Below are 15,607 nucleotides of genomic sequence, written 5' to 3'. Positions count from 1 at the left end.
CGTTATCCTTCAGGTAGCGGGGGCGGCGTCGCGCGCGCGGTGCTCCTCATCGGGTGCCCGGCGGCCCACCCGGTCGGGTCGGGACGGCGTTGGCGCTGCGGGATCGGTGGATGGGGGCTGCTGGGGATCTTTTTCGTCTGACATGGCAAGGCTGACTGAAAGCGGAGACGTTTTCAATATAAACCCCCTCCCCCAAAAGCACGATTCAATTTTGTAACAAAAGCCCACGCCCGGGGCATCCGCGCAACACGCGAGCGCCCGCCGCATACAGACCGTTTACGCCCACGGCCCCGCTTTTTAGAGAATCTTTACGCCCCCGCTGCTAATCTTGAACTTACCTCAACCACCGCTGCAAAGCCACCATGGAACCCCATTCACGCCTGCAATCGCATCAAGCACTGCCCCACCGCCATCCCCGCCTGCCCACCTTCCTCATGCACATCACGGTCGACAAATCCTGCCTGGCCGAGCTGCGCCAGCTGGTCGTCAGGACCTGCGGCGGCATGCTGTCGTTCATGCGTGTCGAGGCGGTCGACCATGCCGAACGCATGAAAGTCTGGCTGTGCGTGACGGAACCGGCCCTGCGCCTGACCATGGATGCCGTCATGCGCCTGCTGCCGGCGGCGGAATTTGGCCGCATCAGCCAGGGGAAATCGCTATGAACCAGTACTCCTGCGAGCAGGCCATGTCGTCATCGCGCATCACCGCGCACTTCCAGGGCATCTGGGTGCCGATGGTCACGCCATTTCATGATGGCGATGGCGACATCGACTTCGACGCGGCCCAGCAGCTGGCCAGCGAACTGGCCGCCAGCGGCATCGATGGCCTGGTGGTGTGCGGCACCACGGGCGAAGCTGCCATGCTGAGCGCCGCGGAACAGAGCATGCTGCTCGACAGCGTGCTCGAAGCCGTCGGTCCCCGCGTCCCCGTCGTCATGGGGGTCGGCGGCAGCGACACGCGCAGCGTCGTCGCCACGGTGCAGCGCTACAACGACCATCCGCTGGCGGGCCTGCTGGTCTCGGCGCCAGCGTATGTGCGCCCTTCGCAGGAAGGCATCGTGCGCCACTTCCAGGCCATCGCCGCCGCCACCGACCAGTCCATCGTGCTGTACAACGTGCCGGCCCGCACGGGGGTCAATATCGAACCGCAAACGGCCGCCCTGCTGGCGCGCGACTCGCACTTCGTCGCCATCAAGGAAGCGGGCGGCAAGCTGCAGCAGCTGGGCGAACTGCTGCTCGACACGCGCCTGGACGTGCTGTGCGGCGACGACGCGCTGCTGCTGGCCAGCCTGTCCATGGGCGGCCACGGCGCCATGTCGGCCGCCGCCCAGGTACGCCCCGACCTGTATGCGCAGCTGTACCACCTCGTCAGGCAGGGCCGCCACGGCGCCGCCGGCGCCCTGTTCAAGACCATGCTGCCCGTTATCCGCCTGCTGTTTGCCGAACCGAATCCCGCTCCCGTGAAGGCAGCGCTGGCCATGCAGGGCAAGGTACGCGACGCATTGCGCCTGCCGATGACGCCCATGTCTTCCGCCGGCCAGGCCGCCCTGGCCGCGGCGCTCGAACCCCTGATGGAACTGCCCGTATGGACCGCCAGCGACAGGGATGCGCCGCGCGAAGGCTGTCTGCTGCAGCTGGTTTCCCCTGCCAACATCATGCCAGCCGTGCGCCAAGATGATCATCGCCATCACGGATGAACGCGGGGGATGGAGAAATCCATCCTGGCCGGGCGGCTGGCCGCCTCGCGCGCGCTGGCCGGCCGCAAGGTGCTGCTGCTCGATGCCGATCCGCGCCAGGGCGCCATGGCGCAAGCCAGGAACCTGCACGACGGCGCCATGCACGGCAGCCTGACGCGGCCGCGCCTGATGGCGCGCGCCATCAGCGCCAAGGGCTTGCAGCCGGAGCTCGAGCACCTGGTGCACTGCTACCACGATATCGTCATCGACAGCGAAGGCCGCGACTCCATGGGCAGCCGCTCGGCCCTGATCGCCGCGCGCGTACTGGTGGTGCCGCTCGACGGCGTCGCCGACGCCGGCGCGCAGGCGGGCCTGGCGCGCCGCATCGCGCACGCGCGCAGCGTCAATCCGGAACTGCGCGTCCTGCTGGCAACGGACACGCAGGCGGCGCCGGCCCATGCTCTGGCCGCGCAGATCCCGGCCGCCCGCGTGGTGGGACTGGGGCAGCTGTACTGCGCCGTTTTCAACCTTTCTACCTAGTCCGTCCGGGCACGCAAAAAAGGCGGCGCATACGCCGCCTCTCCTTTCAGTCAACTCAGTCCATTAAAACGTCTTGCTGACCGTCAACTGCAGCGCCGTCTTGCCCATGAATTTGCCATTCACGGGCGAGGCATACGCCGACTTGCCCGCATTCGTGCCGATCACGGCCAGCGCGCCCGAAACAAAGCCGAAGTCGCGCGTGACACCCACTTTCCAGTCCGTGTAGCTAGCCGCATCATTGTTTTTCACTTTCTGGTGGCCCGCATGCAGGTTGCCGGTCCAGCCGCTCGTCAGGTCGATATTCGCGCCGATATCGAGGTAGCCGCTGTTCTTGCTGTTGACGATGCCGAACAGGTTGGAGACGGCGTGCGAATATTTGATATAGGCGGGGCCGTACGACAGCTGGCCGTAGACTTCCTGCGTGTCCGCGTCGGCCAGGCCGGCGACGTGCTTCAAGCCGTTGTCCGCGTACACATAGGCGAGCACGCCGACGTCATAGCCGATAGCATCGTTCAGCTGGCCGCGCTTGCCCGCATACAGGTCCACTTCCACGTCGCCGCTGCCGCCCGCATCCTTGGTCCACTTGATGGTGGAAGCCCAGGCGCCCGCATACAGGCCCGTCGGGTTGTTGACGTAATCCACGCCGCCCTGCAGCGCGGGTTTCAAACGCGTCTGCGAGATGCCCCGGTAACGGTAGTCGGATACGCCGGCCACGTTGAAACTGACTTCATTGTCGGGCTTGGCCTCTTCCGCGTGGGCCAGGCTGCCGGTAAAGGCGGTCGCGACGGCAAGTGCAAGTAACATTTTATTCATGGTTTTTTCTTCTTCATGGGTGGTATGGGCCTTTGCCAACATGGCGCAGCTGGCCCGCCGCTGCAAAAAAAGGTAAAGCGTCCCCCTGGCGCGCGCGGCGCCTGTTTTCCAACAGGGGAATATCAGGTGTTAGAGCGGCAGCAGCAAGCGGTAACCGACGGCCGTTTCCGTCAGCAGGTACTGCGGCTGGGCCGGATCGGCTTCCAGCTTCTGGCGCAGATGGCCCATGTAGATGCGCAGGTAATGGCCGTTTTCGCTGTTCGACGGCCCCCACACTTCGCGCAGCAGCTGCGGATTGGTGACCACCCTGCCGGCATTTTTCACCAGCACCGACAGCAAACGGAACTCCGTCGGCGTCATGTGCACCAGCTGCTTGTTGCGCGTCACCAGCCGGTCCTTCAGGTCGACGCGCACGTCGCCGAACTGCACCACGCCATCGTCGCTGGCGGCGGGCTGGCGCTGGCGGCGCAGGGTGGCGCGCACGCGGGCCAGCAGCTCGCCCACGCCGAACGGCTTGGTCAGGTAGTCGTCGGCACCCGCGTCCAGTGCGCGGATCTTGTCCTGCTCGTCGACCCGCGCCGACAGCACGATGATGGGTACGGCCGACCATTTGCGGATGTCGGCGATGAAGTCGATGCCGTCGCCGTCGGGCAGGCCCAGGTCCAGCACGATCAGGTCGGGCCGGCGCGTGCCGGCATCGATCAAGCCCCGCTGCATGGTGGCGGACTCGAAAATCTGCCAGCCCTCGTCTTCCAGCGCGGCGCGCACGAAGCGGCGGATTTGCGGTTCATCCTCGACCAGCAAGGCGGTGGCGGAAGGTTCGTTCATGATGGTTTTCCTGTTTCATTTACGTTGGCGTCGTCCAGCTCCGCTTCCGGCAAGGCTGGCGGCGTACCCAGGGGCAGGCTGAAGACGATGGCGGCGCCCTGCCCCGGCGTGTGCGGCTGCGCGTGGATGGTGCCGCCGTGGGCTTCGACGATGGCCCGACAAATGGCCAGCCCCAGCCCGACGCCCGGCTTGTTCGATTCGCGCTCGCCGCGCGTGAATTTTTCAAAGATGGCTTCTTCGCGGCCGGGCGGCAGGCCCGGGCCATCGTCAGCCACCGTCACCTGCAGGAACTGACCGTGCACTCCGGCCGCGACCGTGATGGTGCTGCCGGACGGCGTGTACTTGGCCGCGTTTTCCAGCAGGTTGCACAGCACGCGCTCGATCAGCACGGCATCGTAGCGCACCAGCGGCAAGTCCGGCGCCAGCTGCGTCTTCACGGCGTGCTGCTGCAACTGCGGACCGCTGGCGCGCAGCGCGCTGCCCACCACCTCTTCCAGCGCCTGCCATTGCAGGTTCAGGCGCACCTGCCCGCTTTCGATGCGCGCCATGTCCAGCAAGTTCGCCACCAGGGCGCTCATGCGCACGGTCTCGGACTGCAGCGAGCGCGCCATGTCCAGCTGCGCGGGCGACAGCGCAGGCCGGGACAGGGCCAGCGACTCGGCCAGGCCCACCAGCGACGTCAGGGGCGTGCGCAAGTCGTGCGACAGGGCCGCCAGCAGAGAATTGCGCAGCCGCTCGGACTCCATCTGCAGCAGCGCGCCCTGCGCCACGTCGATGTAGTGCACGCGTTCGAGGGCAATGGCCGCCAGTGCGGCAAAGGTATCGAGGTGCTGGCGCTGTTCCGGCACCAGCAGCCAGCGCCCGCGCTGCGCGCCATCGAGCGGCAGCAGCGCCAGCACACCGCGCGTGCGCATGGGCGCGATCAGCGGCAGGTAGAAAATGGGCGAAGCCGGCAAGGTATCGGTGCCCGTCCCCGCCGCCTGCGCATGATCGAAGGCCCACTGCGCGATGCCGATATCGAGCGGCTCGCCGCCGTTCGGGGCCTGCAAGCTGCCCTCGTCATCGGGCAGCAGCAAGGTGGCGCGCGCGCGGAACGCCCGTTCGATGGCGCTTTTCGTGATGTCGAAAATCTGCTCCGTCTGCAGCACGCCGGACAGCTCGCGCGAAAATTCATACAAGGCGCGGGCGCGCGCTTCGCGGTGCGAAGCCACGCGCGCCTGGAAGCGCAGGCCGGCCGTCAGGTGGCCCGTGATCAGTCCCACGGCCAGCATCACGCCAAAGGTGATCACATACTGGAAGTCGCCCACGGCAAACGAGAAGCGCGGCGGCACGAAGATGAAATCGAAGCTGGCCACGCCCACCAGGCTGGCCAGCGCCGCCGGCCCGCGCCCAAGGCGCACGGCCACCAGCACCACCGTCAGCAAGGACAGCATGGCGATATTGGCCAGGTCCAGATAGGGTTGCAGGGGCACCGAGGCGAGGGCCGTGGCCAGGCTGACGCCGGCGGCCAGGATGTAGCGCCAATGGCGCGATGGCCGGCGCGGCGCCTCCGCATCGTCGCCGGCTGCGCGCCGGGGCGCCGCATCGGCTGGCGGCAAGCCCACCTCGATCAGATCGATATCGGGCGCCAGGCTGGCCATGCGCGCGGCCGGCGGCGCATGCCACAGGCGCGCCAGCGCACGGCCGCGACCACGTCCCACGATGACTTTCGAGATATTCGCGCCGCGCGCATACTCGACCACGGCGCCGGCGATGTCGGCGGACGGCACAATGGCCGTGCGCGCGCCCAGGTCCTGCGCCAGCTTCAGGGTTTTCAGGATGCGTTCGCGCTGGCCCGCCGGCAAGCGCTGCAAGCGCGGCGTTTCCACGTACAGCGCGTGCCATTCCGCGTTCAGCTGGCTGGCCAGGCGCGCCGTGCTGCGGATCACGTGTTCGCCCCCGCATGCGGTCCCACGCAGGCCAGCAGCGCGGCGCCCGTCTTCCACACGGGATTGATGGATTTCTCGACGCGGTAGGCCTGCACGTCGTCCTGCACCCGATCCGCCGTGCGGCGCAAGGCCAGTTCGCGCAGGGCGATCAGGTTACCCTTGCGGAAAAAATGCTGCGACGCCCGCTCGGCCTGCTGCGGCTGATATACCTTGCCCTGTTTCAGGCGGCGCAGCAATTCGTCGGCCGGGATATCGACCAGCACCACTTCATCGGCGCGGTCGAACACCGTGTCGGGCAGGGTCTCGGCCACGCGCACGCCCGTGATCCCGCCCACCACGTCGTTCAGGCTTTCCAGATGCTGCACGTTGACGGTCGACAGCACGTCGATGCCGGCCGCCAGCAATTCCTCGACGTCCTGCCAGCGCTTCGGATGGCGCGATCCGGCCACGTTCGAATGGGCCAGTTCATCCATCAATATCAGCGCTGGCGCGCGGCGCAGGGCTTCGTCCAGGTCAAACTCGTACAGGGTCTTGCCCCGGTACTCGATGGCCTTGAGCGGAAGCACGGGCAAGCCGTCCAGCTGGGCCGCCGTATCCTGGCGCCCATGCGTCTCCACCACGCCCACCAGCAAGTCCTGGCCGTCGGCCAGCAATTTGCGGGCGGCCGCCAGCATCGCATAGGTCTTGCCGACGCCGGCCGAGGCGCCGAAATAGATGCGCAGCCGGCCGCGCGCGGCTTTCTGTTCCTGCGCCTGCACTTGCGCCAGCAGGGCATCAGGGTCGGGGCGTTGGCTGTCGTTGGGGAGCATGTTGTATTTTAATCTTCTTGGGCATTGTAGGTCGGATTAGCGCGTCCGAAGGGCGCGCGTAATCCGACAACATCGTTGGCCTGGCTGGGGCTATGGGTGATGTCGGCTTACGCTGCGCTAAGCCGACCTACGCCGACCTGCGCCTTATTTTGCCATGGCGTCAAGTAGGTCGGATTAGCGCGCAAGCGCGTAATCCGACGACATCATTGGCCAAGACATCATTGGCCAAGCGGTGCACGATGCCGACCTGCGCGCCTTTGCCAGCTTACTTTGCCATGGCATCGAGCGCCAGATTCAGTTCCAGCACATTCACGCGCGGTTCGCCGAAAAAGCCGATATACGCGGTTTTCTGCACCTTGGCGATGGCGTTTTCCACCTGCGCCAGCGGCACGGCGCGCACGCGGGCCACGCGCGGCGCCTGGTACAGGGCGGCCGCCAGGCTGATTTCAGGATCCAGGCCGCTGCCCGACGCCGTCACCAGGTCGACGGGGATCGGCTTGCGGTTGCCGGGATCGGCTGCCTGCAGGGCGGCGATGCGCGCCTTGACGGCGTCCACCAGGGCCGGATTGCTCGGCCCCTGGTTCGAGCCGCCCGAACCGGCGCCGTTATTCGCCATCGGTGCGGTGGCCGACGGCCGGCCCCAGAAGTACTTGGGCGAGGTGAAGGACTGGCCGATCAGGGTCGAACCGACGGGCTTGCCCCCACGCTCGACGATGCTGCCGTTGACTTCATCGCTGAAGGCCAGCTGCCCGATGCCGGCCGTGGCAAACGGATAGACGACGCCGCAGATCACGGTCAGCGCGGCAAACAGGACCAGGGCGGGACGTACGATAGTGCTCATGATGGTTCCTTTAGACTAAATTGAGGGCGGACAGCAGCATGTCGATCAGCTTGATCCCGATGAAGGGCAAAATAATCCCGCCCAGGCCGTAGATCAGCAGGTTGCGGCGCAACAGGCTGGCCGCGCCGATGGCACGGTACTGCACGCCTTTCAGCGCCAGCGGAATCAGCACGACGATGATCAGGGCATTGAAGATCACGGCCGACATGATGGCCGAGGCGGGGCTGGCCAGCTGCATGATGTCGAGCGCCTTCAATTGCGGATAGGTGCCCACGAAGGCGGCCGGGATGATGGCGAAGTACTTGGCGATGTCATTCGAGATCGAGAACGTCGTCAGCGAACCGCGCGTCATCAGCATCTGCTTGCCGATTTCAACGATTTCCAGCAGCTTGGTCGGGTTCGAATCGAGGTCGACCATATTGCCCGCCTCCTTCGCCGCCTGCGTGCCCGAATTCATGGCCACGGCCACGTCGGCCTGGGCCAGCGCGGGAGCGTCGTTGGTGCCGTCGCCCGTCATCGCCACCAGGCGGCCTTCGGCCTGGTAGCTGCGGATGAGCTTGAGCTTGTCTTCCGGCGTCGCTTCGGCGAGGAAATCGTCCACGCCCGCTTCGGCGGCAATCGCGGCCGCCGTCAGCTTGTTGTCGCCCGTGATCATGACGGTCTTGATGCCCATGCGGCGCAATTCCGCGAAGCGCTCCTTGATGCCGCCCTTGACGATATCCTTCAGTTCCACGGCGCCCATGACGCGGCCATCGTCCACCACCACCAGCGGCGTGCTGCCGCGGCGCGCGATGTCGTCGACGGCGCGTCCCACCTCGGCCGGATACGGCTGGCCCAGTGCTTCCACATACTTTTTCATGGAATCGGCCGCGCCCTTGCGCAACTGGCGCACCTGCTGCTCGCCCGGGATATCCACGCCGCTCATGCGCGTCTGCGCCGTGAACGGCACGAAGGTGGCGTGCAGGCTGGCCATCTCGCGTTCGCGGATATTGAATTTCTGCTTGGCCAGCACGACGATGCTGCGCCCTTCCGGCGTTTCATCGGCCAGCGAGGCCAGCTGCGCCGCATCGGCCAGCTGCTGCTCCGTCACGCCAGGGGCAGGCACGAAGCTCGACGCCTGGCGGTTGCCGAGGGTGATGGTGCCCGTCTTATCGAGCAGCAGCACGTCGACGTCGCCGGCCGCTTCCACGGCGCGGCCCGAAGTGGCGATCACATTGGCCTGCATCATGCGGCTCATGCCGGCCACGCCGATGGCGGACAGCAAGCCGCCGATGGTGGTCGGAATCAAACACACGAGCAACGCGATCAGCACGGTGATCGTCACCGGCGTGCCGGTGCCGGCCGCCGCCACGGAAAACAGCGAATACGGCAGCAGGGTCACGGTGACGATCAGGAACACGATCGACAAGGCCACGAGCAGAATCGTCAGGGCGATCTCGTTCGGCGTCTTCTGGCGCTTGGCGCCTTCGACCATGGCGATCATGCGGTCGATGAAGGCCTCGCCCGGATTGACGGAAACGCGCACCAGCAGCCAGTCCGACAGCACGCGGGTGCCGCCCGTGACGGCGGAAAAATCGCCGCCCGACTCGCGGATGACGGGTGCCGATTCGCCCGTGATGGCGCTCTCGTCGACGGAGGCCACGCCGGCCGTCACTTCGCCGTCGGCGGGAATCACGTCGCCCGCCTCGACCAGCACCGTCATGCCCTTGCGCAAGTCGGTGGCCGGCGTAGGCAGCCAGGACGTGCCGTATTTCGGCGTTTGCATTTTCTTTGCCATCACCGTCTGCTTGAGGGCGCGCAGCGAGGCCGCCTGGGCCTTGCTGCGGCCTTCGGCCAGCGCTTCGGCGAAGTTCGCGAACAGCACGGTAAACCACAGCCACACGGCGACGGCGACGATGAAGCCGAACGGCGCTTCACCCTGGCCATTCAGGGCCTGGATGGCCAGCAGGGTCGTGATGATGCTGCCGACATAGACGACGAACATCACGGGACTGCGCCACTGCGTGCGGGGGTCGAGTTTTTGAACGCATCGACGACGGCGGGACCGATCAGTGCGGAATCGAACAAAGTCAGGCTTGTGCGTGACATGGTAGCCTCTTATTTGATGAAAAGTTGCAGGTGTTCGACGATCGGGCCCAGGGCCAGCGCGGGAACGTAATTGAGCACGCCGACGAGCACGACGACGCCGATCAGCAGGCCGATGAACATGGGGCCGTGCGTGGGCATGGTGCCCGCATTCGCCGACAGGCGCTGCTTGGCCGCCAGCGAACCGGCCACCGCCAGCACGGGCACGATCACGCCGAAGCGGCCGAACCACATGGCGATCGCCAGCATCACGTTGTAGAACGGCGTGTTGGCGGACAGGCCCGCAAACGCGCTGCCGTTGTTGTTGGCCGCCGACGTGAAGGCGTACAGGATTTCAGAAAAACCGTGCGCGCCCGGATTGGCCACGCCGATCTTGCCCGGTTCGACCATCACGGCGATCGCCGAGCCCGTCAACACGAGGGCTGGTGTGATCAGGATGGCCAGCGACACCATCTTCATTTCATACGCCTGGATTTTCTTGCCCAGGTATTCAGGCGTGCGGCCTATCATCAGGCCGGCGATGAAGACGGCCAGGATGGCGAACATCAGCATGCCGTACAGGCCCGTGCCCACGCCGCCGAACACCACTTCGCCGAACTGCATCAGCAGCAGCGGCACCATGCCGCCCAGGGGCATGTAGGAGTCGTGCATGGAATTGACGGCGCCGCACGATGCGGCCGTCGTCACCGCCGCGAACAGGGTCGAGGAGCTGATGCCGAAGCGCGTTTCCTTGCCTTCCATATTGCCGCCCGATTGCAGGCCGCTGGCCTGCTGGTCCACGCCCAAGGCCTGCAACGCCGGATTGGCTTGCTGCTCGGCGCTCATCACGCCGGCCGTCATGACGACAAAGATCAGGGTCATCGCGGCCAGCACGGCCCAGCCCTGGCGCAGGTCGCCCACCATGCGGCCGAAGGTGAAGCACAGGCCGGCGGGAATGATGAAGATGGCCAGCATCTGCAGGAAGTTCGACAGCGCGGTCGGGTTTTCGTACGGGTGCGAGGAATTGGCATTGAAGAAGCCGCCGCCATTCGTGCCCAGCAGCTTGATCGACTCCTGCGACGCGACGGGGCCCATGGCGATCGTCTGCGTCGTCGCCACTTGCGCTTCCATCACGGGTTGACCGGCGGCGTCCAGCACGGGCTGGCCGTCAGCCGTCACCTTCGGCGTTGCATATGCCACGTGGTCGAGCAGGGTCACTTCCTTGTAGGCGGAAAAGTTCTGGATCATGCCTTCGCCCATGAAGACGACGGACAGGGCCAGGGACAGCGGCAGCAGGATGTACAGGGTGGAGCGCACCAGGTCGACCCAGAAATTGCCGATCGACTTGCCCGAGCGCGAGGCGAAGCCGCGCACCAGCGCGAAGATCACGGCGATGCCGGTGGCCGCAGAAAAGAAATTCTGGCAAGCCATGCCCAGCATCTGGGTCAGGTAGCTCATGGTCTGTTCGCCGCCGTAGCCCTGCCAGTTGGTATTGGCGACGAAGCTGACGGTGGTATTGAACGAGGAATCGGGGCTGACGGCGCCCAGGCCCTGGGGATTCAAGGGCAGGAAACCCTGCAGGCGCTGCAGGCCATAGACGAAGACGGCGCCCACGGTATTGAAGACGATCAGGGCGATGGCATAGCTTTTCCAGCCCATGGCCTTGTCGGCGGGCAGGCCGGACCAGCGGTACAGCAGGTTTTCCAGCTTTTGCAGCCAGCCCAGGCCGCGCACGGGGCCATCGCCGGCCACCCTGGCCATGTACAGGCCCAGCGGATAGCCGGCGGCCAGCAGCACGGCCAGGAAGGCCGCCAATAACAGCATCGATTGCGTCGTCATCACAGTTCCTCCGCCTTCAGCAGCGCCACCAGCAAATACACGAGCAGGCCGGCCGAGACGACGGCGCCCAGTACATAAAACGCGTTCATTTGACGCTCCCTAATTTGTCGCAGGCGACGGCAAAGCCGGCCGCCACGACGAAAAACACGGCAATCAAGCCGAGATACACGAGATCCATTCCCACCCTCATTCAGGTTTGTTTTGATAGTGAGCAGATTAGCCAAAAGGGTCTAAAAAATTCGTAAAGACTGGGGAGGTGCTTGTAAACAAGATGTAAAAACGGCGGCTTTACCGCATAAAATCCTTCACAATGGGCGCAAAAGCCCCCGCGCAACGCACTGTTGTTGCCCTGGAGTAGCGCTATTGCTCGCCGGACAAGATAGAATGCGCGAGCGTCCGCACAAGGACGCCAAGCCTGCCGCACTGCCCTCCCCCAGTGACGCTGGACGGGATATACTGTATATTCATACAGTTATCGCCGCCGCTGTCATTGCGCCCGCAGTGCCCTGGCCTGGCGTTCCAACCACTGTCTTTACTTAGCTTGAACACGTATGGCCACTAAAAAACCAGCATCCGACTACAGCGAATCATCCATCCGTGTCCTGAAAGGACTGGAACCCGTCAAGCAGCGCCCGGGGATGTACACCCGCACTGAAAATCCGCTGCACATCATTCAGGAAGTGATCGACAATGCCTCCGACGAGGCGCTGGGCGGTCATTGCACGCATATCGCCGTGACGCAGAACACGGATGGCAGCATCACCGTCGAAGACAATGGCCGCGGCATTCCCGTCGGCCTGCACCCGGAAGAAGGCGTGCCGACGGTGGAAATCGTGTTTACACGGCTGCACGCGGGCGGCAAGTTCGACAAGGGTTCGGGCGGCGCCTACGCGTTCTCGGGCGGCTTGCACGGCGTCGGCGTGTCCGTCACCAATGCGCTGTCGACGCGCCTGGAAATCACCGTCTGGCGCAAGGAAAGCGACGGCAACGGCCTGCATCACATGGTGTTTGCCAACGGCGACGTGATCGAGCCCCTGAGTTCCCGCCCCGCCCCGCGCGACGGCAAAAAATCCGGCACGCGCGTCACGGCCTGGCCCGATGCAAAATACTTTGATTCGCCGAACATCTCGCAAACCGAGCTGCAACGCCTGCTGCGCTCGAAAGCCGTGCTGCTGCCGGGCGTCACCGTCACCCTGACCAACGCGAAGACGGGCGATACGCAGACCTGGCAGTACGCGGAAGGCTTGCGCGGCTACCTGACCGAAACGCTGGTGCAGGTATCGAATGGCGAAACCCTGATTCCCCTGTTCGAAGGCGCGCAATACGCAGGCCCGGACTCGGAAGGCTTTGCCGAAGGCGAAGGCGCGGCCTGGGTGGTGGCGTGGACGGAAGAAGGCGCCATCGTGCGCGAATCGTACGTCAACCTGATTCCCACCTCGAATGGCGGCACGCACGAATCGGGCTTGCGCGACGGCCTGTTCGGCGCCGTGAAAAACTTCGTCGAAATGCACTCCCTGCTGCCCAAAGGCGTGAAACTGCTGCCGGAAGACGTGTTCGCGCGCGCATCGTTCGTGCTGTCGGCCAAGGTGCTGGACCCGCAATTCCAGGGCCAGATCAAGGAACGCCTCAATTCGCGCGACGCCGTGCGCCTCGTCTCGACCTTCACCAAGCCGCCGCTGGAACTGTGGCTGAACCAGCACGTCGACTACGGCAAGAAGCTGGCCGAGCTCGTGATCAAGCAGGCGCAGTCGCGCCAGCGCTCGCTGCAGAAAGTGGAAAAGAAAAAATCCTCGGGCGTGGCCGTGTTGCCGGGCAAGCTGACCGATTGCGAATCGTCCGACATCGCGCGCAATGAACTGTTCCTCGTCGAGGGCGATTCGGCGGGCGGTTCGGCCAAGATGGGCCGCGACAAGGAATTCCAGGCGATCCTGCCCCTGCGCGGCAAGGTCCTGAACTCGTGGGAGACGGACCGCGACCGCCTGTTCGCCAATAACGAGATCCACGACATTGCGGTGGCCATCGGCGTCGATCCGCACAGCGTGGGCGACTCGCCCGACCTGTCGGGCCTGCGCTATGGCAAGATCTGCATCCTGTCGGACGCGGACGTGGACGGCTCGCACATCCAGGTACTGCTGCTGACCCTGTTCTTCAAGCATTTCCCCGTCCTGATCAACAAGGGACACATCTGCATCGCCCGTCCGCCTTTGTACCGCGTGGACGCGCCCGCGCGCGGCAAGAAGCCGATGCAGAAAATCTATGCGCTCGACGATGGCGAACTGCTGGCCATCGAGGACAAGCTGCGCAAGGAAGGCGTGAAACAGGGCGCCTGGTCGATCTCGCGCTTCAAGGGCCTGGGCGAGATGAACGCCGAGCAGCTGTGGGAAACGACGATGAACCCGGACACGCGCCGTTTGCTGCCCGTCACGCTCGGCGAAGTCGACCACATGGCCTCGGCCTTGCGCTTCAATATGTTGATGGGCAAGGGCGAAGCGGCAGGACGCCGCGCCTGGATCGAGGAACACGGCAATGAGGCGGAGGCGGATATCTGATGATCATCGGCATCGACCTGGGCACCACCAACAGCCTGGTCGCCATCTGGCGCGACGGCAAGGCTGCCATCATCCCGAATGCGCTCGGTGAACACCTGACGCCGTCGTGCGTGAGCATCGACGACGACGGCACCGTGCTGGTGGGCCGCGCCGCGCGCGAGCGCCTGCAGACGCACCCGCAGCTGACGGCGGCCGTCTTCAAGCGCTACATGGGCAGCGAAAAGAAGATCACCCTCGGCACGCAGCAATTCCGCCCGGAAGAGCTGTCGTCGATGGTGCTGCGCGCGCTGAAGGAAGATGCCGAAGCCTTCCTGGGCCACAAGGTCGAGGAAGCCATCATCACCGTGCCCGCGTATTTCAGCGATGCGCAGCGCAAGGCCACGCGCATCGCCGGCCAGCTGGCGGGGCTGCGCGTGGAGCGCCTGCTCAACGAGCCGACGGCCGCCGCGCTGGCCTACGGCATCCGCGACAAGGAACAGGAAAGCAAATTTCTCGTCTTCGACCTGGGCGGCGGCACGTTCGACGTGTCGATCCTGGAGCTGTTCGAAGGCGTGATGGAAGTGCGCGCCTCGGCCGGCGACAATTTTCTGGGCGGCGAAGACTTCGTCACCGTGCTGGTCGACGCTTTCATGGAAGGCAGCGGCCTGCGCGGCGCCGTCGGCAGCCGCCTGCTCGACCCGCGCCAGCAGCAGCTGCTGCGCGACGAAGCCGAGCGCGTCAAGCGATTGCTGTCGGACCAGCCGTCCGTGCGCATGGCCACGCGCTACCAGGACAAGGAGTACAGCTGGGAGATCGGCGAAGACAAGCTGGCGCAGCTGTGCGAACCGCTGCTGGCCCGCCTGCGCCTGCCCGTGGAACGGGCGCTGCGCGACGCCACCATCCGCGCGGCGGAATTGAATGAAGTGGTGCTGGCCGGCGGCGCCACGCGCATGCCGCTGGTGCGTAAACTCGTCTCGCGCATGTTCGGCCGCTTCCCCGCCATCCACCTGGACCCGGACGAAGCCGTGGCGCTGGGCGCCGCCGTGCAGGCGGGTCTGAAGATGCGCGATGCGGCCCTCGACGAAGTGGTCATGACGGACGTGGCGCCGTATTCGCTGGGCATTTCGATTTCGCGCCAGGTCGGCGCGAACCAGTATGAGGGCGGGCATTACCTGCCCATCATCGAGCGCAACTCCGTGGTGCCCGTCTCGCGCACGGAAAACATCACCACCATCCACGACAACCAGAAGGAAATCAACGTGGCGATCTTCCAGGGCGAGTCGCGCCTGGTGGCCGACAACGTCTTCCTGGGCAAGATCAGCTTCCCGATCCCCGCGAAAAAGGCGGGCGAGATCGGCATCGACGTGCGCTTCACCTATGACGTCAGCGGCGTGCTGGAAGCGGAAGTGACGGTGCTGGCCACGCAGGAAAAGCACAAGATGATCATCAGCGACAATGCAGGCGTGATGACGCCGGAACAGATCGAGCAGCGCTTTGCGGAACTGGCCGACCTGAAGATCCACCCGCGCGAGCAGATGGAAAACCGCACCCTGGTCACGCGCGCCGACCGCCTGTATGAACAGTCGCTGGGCGACGTGCGCCAGTACCTGGCGGCGCACACGGCCAATTTCCAGGCCGCGCTGGAAACGCAGGACCCGGCCACCATCCGCAAGGCGCGCCAGGCGCTCGACGAGGTGCTGCGCCAGGTCGAGAGCGAGAGCTTCCTGTAAATGGACGGCGGC

Annotated in this window: 11 protein-coding genes and 2 pseudogenes; 5 read left to right on the top strand and 8 right to left on the bottom strand. The window is 65.2% G+C overall.

What is annotated here, in order from left to right:
* Nucleotides 1-9 precede the first annotated feature (9 nt).
* Nucleotides 10-144, bottom strand: a complete 135-nt coding sequence (locus tag ACRHIG_RS07220) for a hypothetical protein (RefSeq protein WP_489629775.1) — start codon at nt 142-144, stop codon at nt 10-12.
* A gap of 218 nt (nt 145-362) precedes the next feature.
* Between ACRHIG_RS07220 and ACRHIG_RS07215 the strand changes: the two genes are divergently transcribed.
* Genes ACRHIG_RS07215 through ACRHIG_RS07205 form a run of 3 tightly spaced genes read left to right on the top strand, consistent with a single transcriptional unit; the run spans nt 363 to nt 2,215 of the window.
* Nucleotides 363-662, top strand: a complete 300-nt coding sequence (locus ACRHIG_RS07215; protein WP_253192699.1) for a hypothetical protein — start codon at nt 363-365, stop codon at nt 660-662.
* On the top strand, nt 659-1,696 hold the full coding sequence (dapA, locus tag ACRHIG_RS07210; protein ID WP_489629774.1) for a 4-hydroxy-tetrahydrodipicolinate synthase: 1,038 nt from the start codon (nt 659-661) through the stop codon (nt 1,694-1,696). The genes ACRHIG_RS07215 and dapA overlap by 4 nt, the downstream gene beginning before the upstream one ends.
* A gap of 9 nt (nt 1,697-1,705) precedes the next feature.
* Entirely contained in the window at nt 1,706-2,215 is a 510-nt protein-coding gene (locus ACRHIG_RS07205) for a P-loop NTPase family protein (protein WP_489629773.1), read from the top strand.
* A 63-nt stretch (nt 2,216-2,278) separates the two neighbouring features.
* Here ACRHIG_RS07205 and ACRHIG_RS07200 read toward each other — a convergent pair whose 3' ends face one another.
* The 7 genes and pseudogenes from ACRHIG_RS07200 to kdpF form a co-directional block, all read right to left on the bottom strand.
* Nucleotides 2,279-3,028: a TorF family putative porin gene (locus ACRHIG_RS07200; protein WP_489629772.1), complete on the bottom strand. Its 750-nt coding sequence runs from the start codon at nt 3,026-3,028 to the stop codon at nt 2,279-2,281.
* 129 nt (nt 3,029-3,157) lie between these two features.
* The gene (gene kdpE, locus ACRHIG_RS07195; RefSeq protein ID WP_034746496.1) at nt 3,158-3,856 is read right to left on the bottom strand and encodes a two-component system response regulator KdpE; all 699 of its coding nucleotides are present in this window, start codon (nt 3,854-3,856) and stop codon (nt 3,158-3,160) included.
* Nucleotides 3,853-6,593 (bottom strand): annotated as a pseudogene (locus ACRHIG_RS07190) (DUF4118 domain-containing protein). Before ACRHIG_RS07190 ends, kdpE begins: the two are co-directional and overlap by 4 nt.
* A 265-nt stretch (nt 6,594-6,858) precedes the next feature.
* A complete protein-coding gene (gene kdpC / locus ACRHIG_RS07185) occupies nt 6,859-7,434 on the bottom strand; it encodes a potassium-transporting ATPase subunit KdpC (protein ID WP_489629771.1) in 576 nt (191 codons plus the stop codon).
* Between the two features lie 10 nt (nt 7,435-7,444).
* Nucleotides 7,445-9,522 (bottom strand): annotated as a pseudogene (kdpB, locus tag ACRHIG_RS07180) (potassium-transporting ATPase subunit KdpB).
* Nucleotides 9,523-9,531: 9 nt separating this feature from the next.
* Nucleotides 9,532-11,337, bottom strand: coding sequence for a potassium-transporting ATPase subunit KdpA (kdpA, locus tag ACRHIG_RS07175; RefSeq protein ID WP_489629770.1), 1,806 nt, complete (start codon nt 11,335-11,337; stop codon nt 9,532-9,534).
* Nucleotides 11,337-11,426 carry a K(+)-transporting ATPase subunit F gene (kdpF, locus tag ACRHIG_RS07170; protein ID WP_034746483.1) on the bottom strand — a complete coding sequence of 30 codons (90 nt, stop codon included), beginning with the start codon at nt 11,424-11,426 and terminating at the stop codon, nt 11,337-11,339. Before kdpF ends, kdpA begins: the two co-directional genes overlap by 1 nt.
* A 462-nt stretch (nt 11,427-11,888) precedes the next feature.
* Here kdpF and ACRHIG_RS07165 point away from each other — a divergent pair, with 462 nt between their 5' ends.
* The gene (locus ACRHIG_RS07165; protein WP_489629769.1) at nt 11,889-13,886 is read left to right on the top strand and encodes a DNA topoisomerase IV subunit B; all 1,998 of its coding nucleotides are present in this window, start codon (nt 11,889-11,891) and stop codon (nt 13,884-13,886) included.
* Nucleotides 13,886-15,595 carry a molecular chaperone HscC gene (locus ACRHIG_RS07160; RefSeq protein WP_475416069.1) on the top strand — a complete coding sequence of 570 codons (1,710 nt, stop codon included), beginning with the start codon at nt 13,886-13,888 and terminating at the stop codon, nt 15,593-15,595. The genes ACRHIG_RS07165 and ACRHIG_RS07160 overlap by 1 nt, the downstream gene beginning before the upstream one ends.
* Nucleotides 15,596-15,607 lie beyond the last annotated feature (12 nt).

This window comes from Janthinobacterium sp. C22, from assembly GCF_057919405.1.
This window is presented reverse-complemented; position numbering and strand designations above follow the sequence as displayed.

Bases quoted from the DNA above. Each gene is read 5' to 3' on its own strand.
- ACRHIG_RS07200 (WP_489629772.1), bottom strand. From the start codon at position 3,028: ATGAATAAAATGTTACTTGCACTTGCCGTCGCGACCGCCTTTACCGGC.
- kdpC (WP_489629771.1), bottom strand. From the start codon at position 7,434: ATGAGCACTATCGTACGTCCCGCCCTGGTCCTGTTTGCCGCGCTGACC.
- ACRHIG_RS07205 (WP_489629773.1), top strand. From the start codon at position 1,706: ATGGAGAAATCCATCCTGGCCGGGCGGCTGGCCGCCTCGCGCGCGCTG.
- ACRHIG_RS07165 (WP_489629769.1), top strand. From the start codon at position 11,889: ATGGCCACTAAAAAACCAGCATCCGACTACAGCGAATCATCCATCCGT.
- dapA (WP_489629774.1), top strand. From the start codon at position 659: ATGAACCAGTACTCCTGCGAGCAGGCCATGTCGTCATCGCGCATCACC.
- ACRHIG_RS07220 (WP_489629775.1), bottom strand. From the start codon at position 144: ATGTCAGACGAAAAAGATCCCCAGCAGCCCCCATCCACCGATCCCGCA.
- kdpF (WP_034746483.1), bottom strand. From the start codon at position 11,426: ATGAACGCGTTTTATGTACTGGGCGCCGTCGTCTCGGCCGGCCTGCTC.
- kdpE (WP_034746496.1), bottom strand. From the start codon at position 3,856: ATGAACGAACCTTCCGCCACCGCCTTGCTGGTCGAGGATGAACCGCAA.
- ACRHIG_RS07160 (WP_475416069.1), top strand. From the start codon at position 13,886: ATGATCATCGGCATCGACCTGGGCACCACCAACAGCCTGGTCGCCATC.
- ACRHIG_RS07215 (WP_253192699.1), top strand. From the start codon at position 363: ATGGAACCCCATTCACGCCTGCAATCGCATCAAGCACTGCCCCACCGC.
- kdpA (WP_489629770.1), bottom strand. From the start codon at position 11,337: ATGACGACGCAATCGATGCTGTTATTGGCGGCCTTCCTGGCCGTGCTG.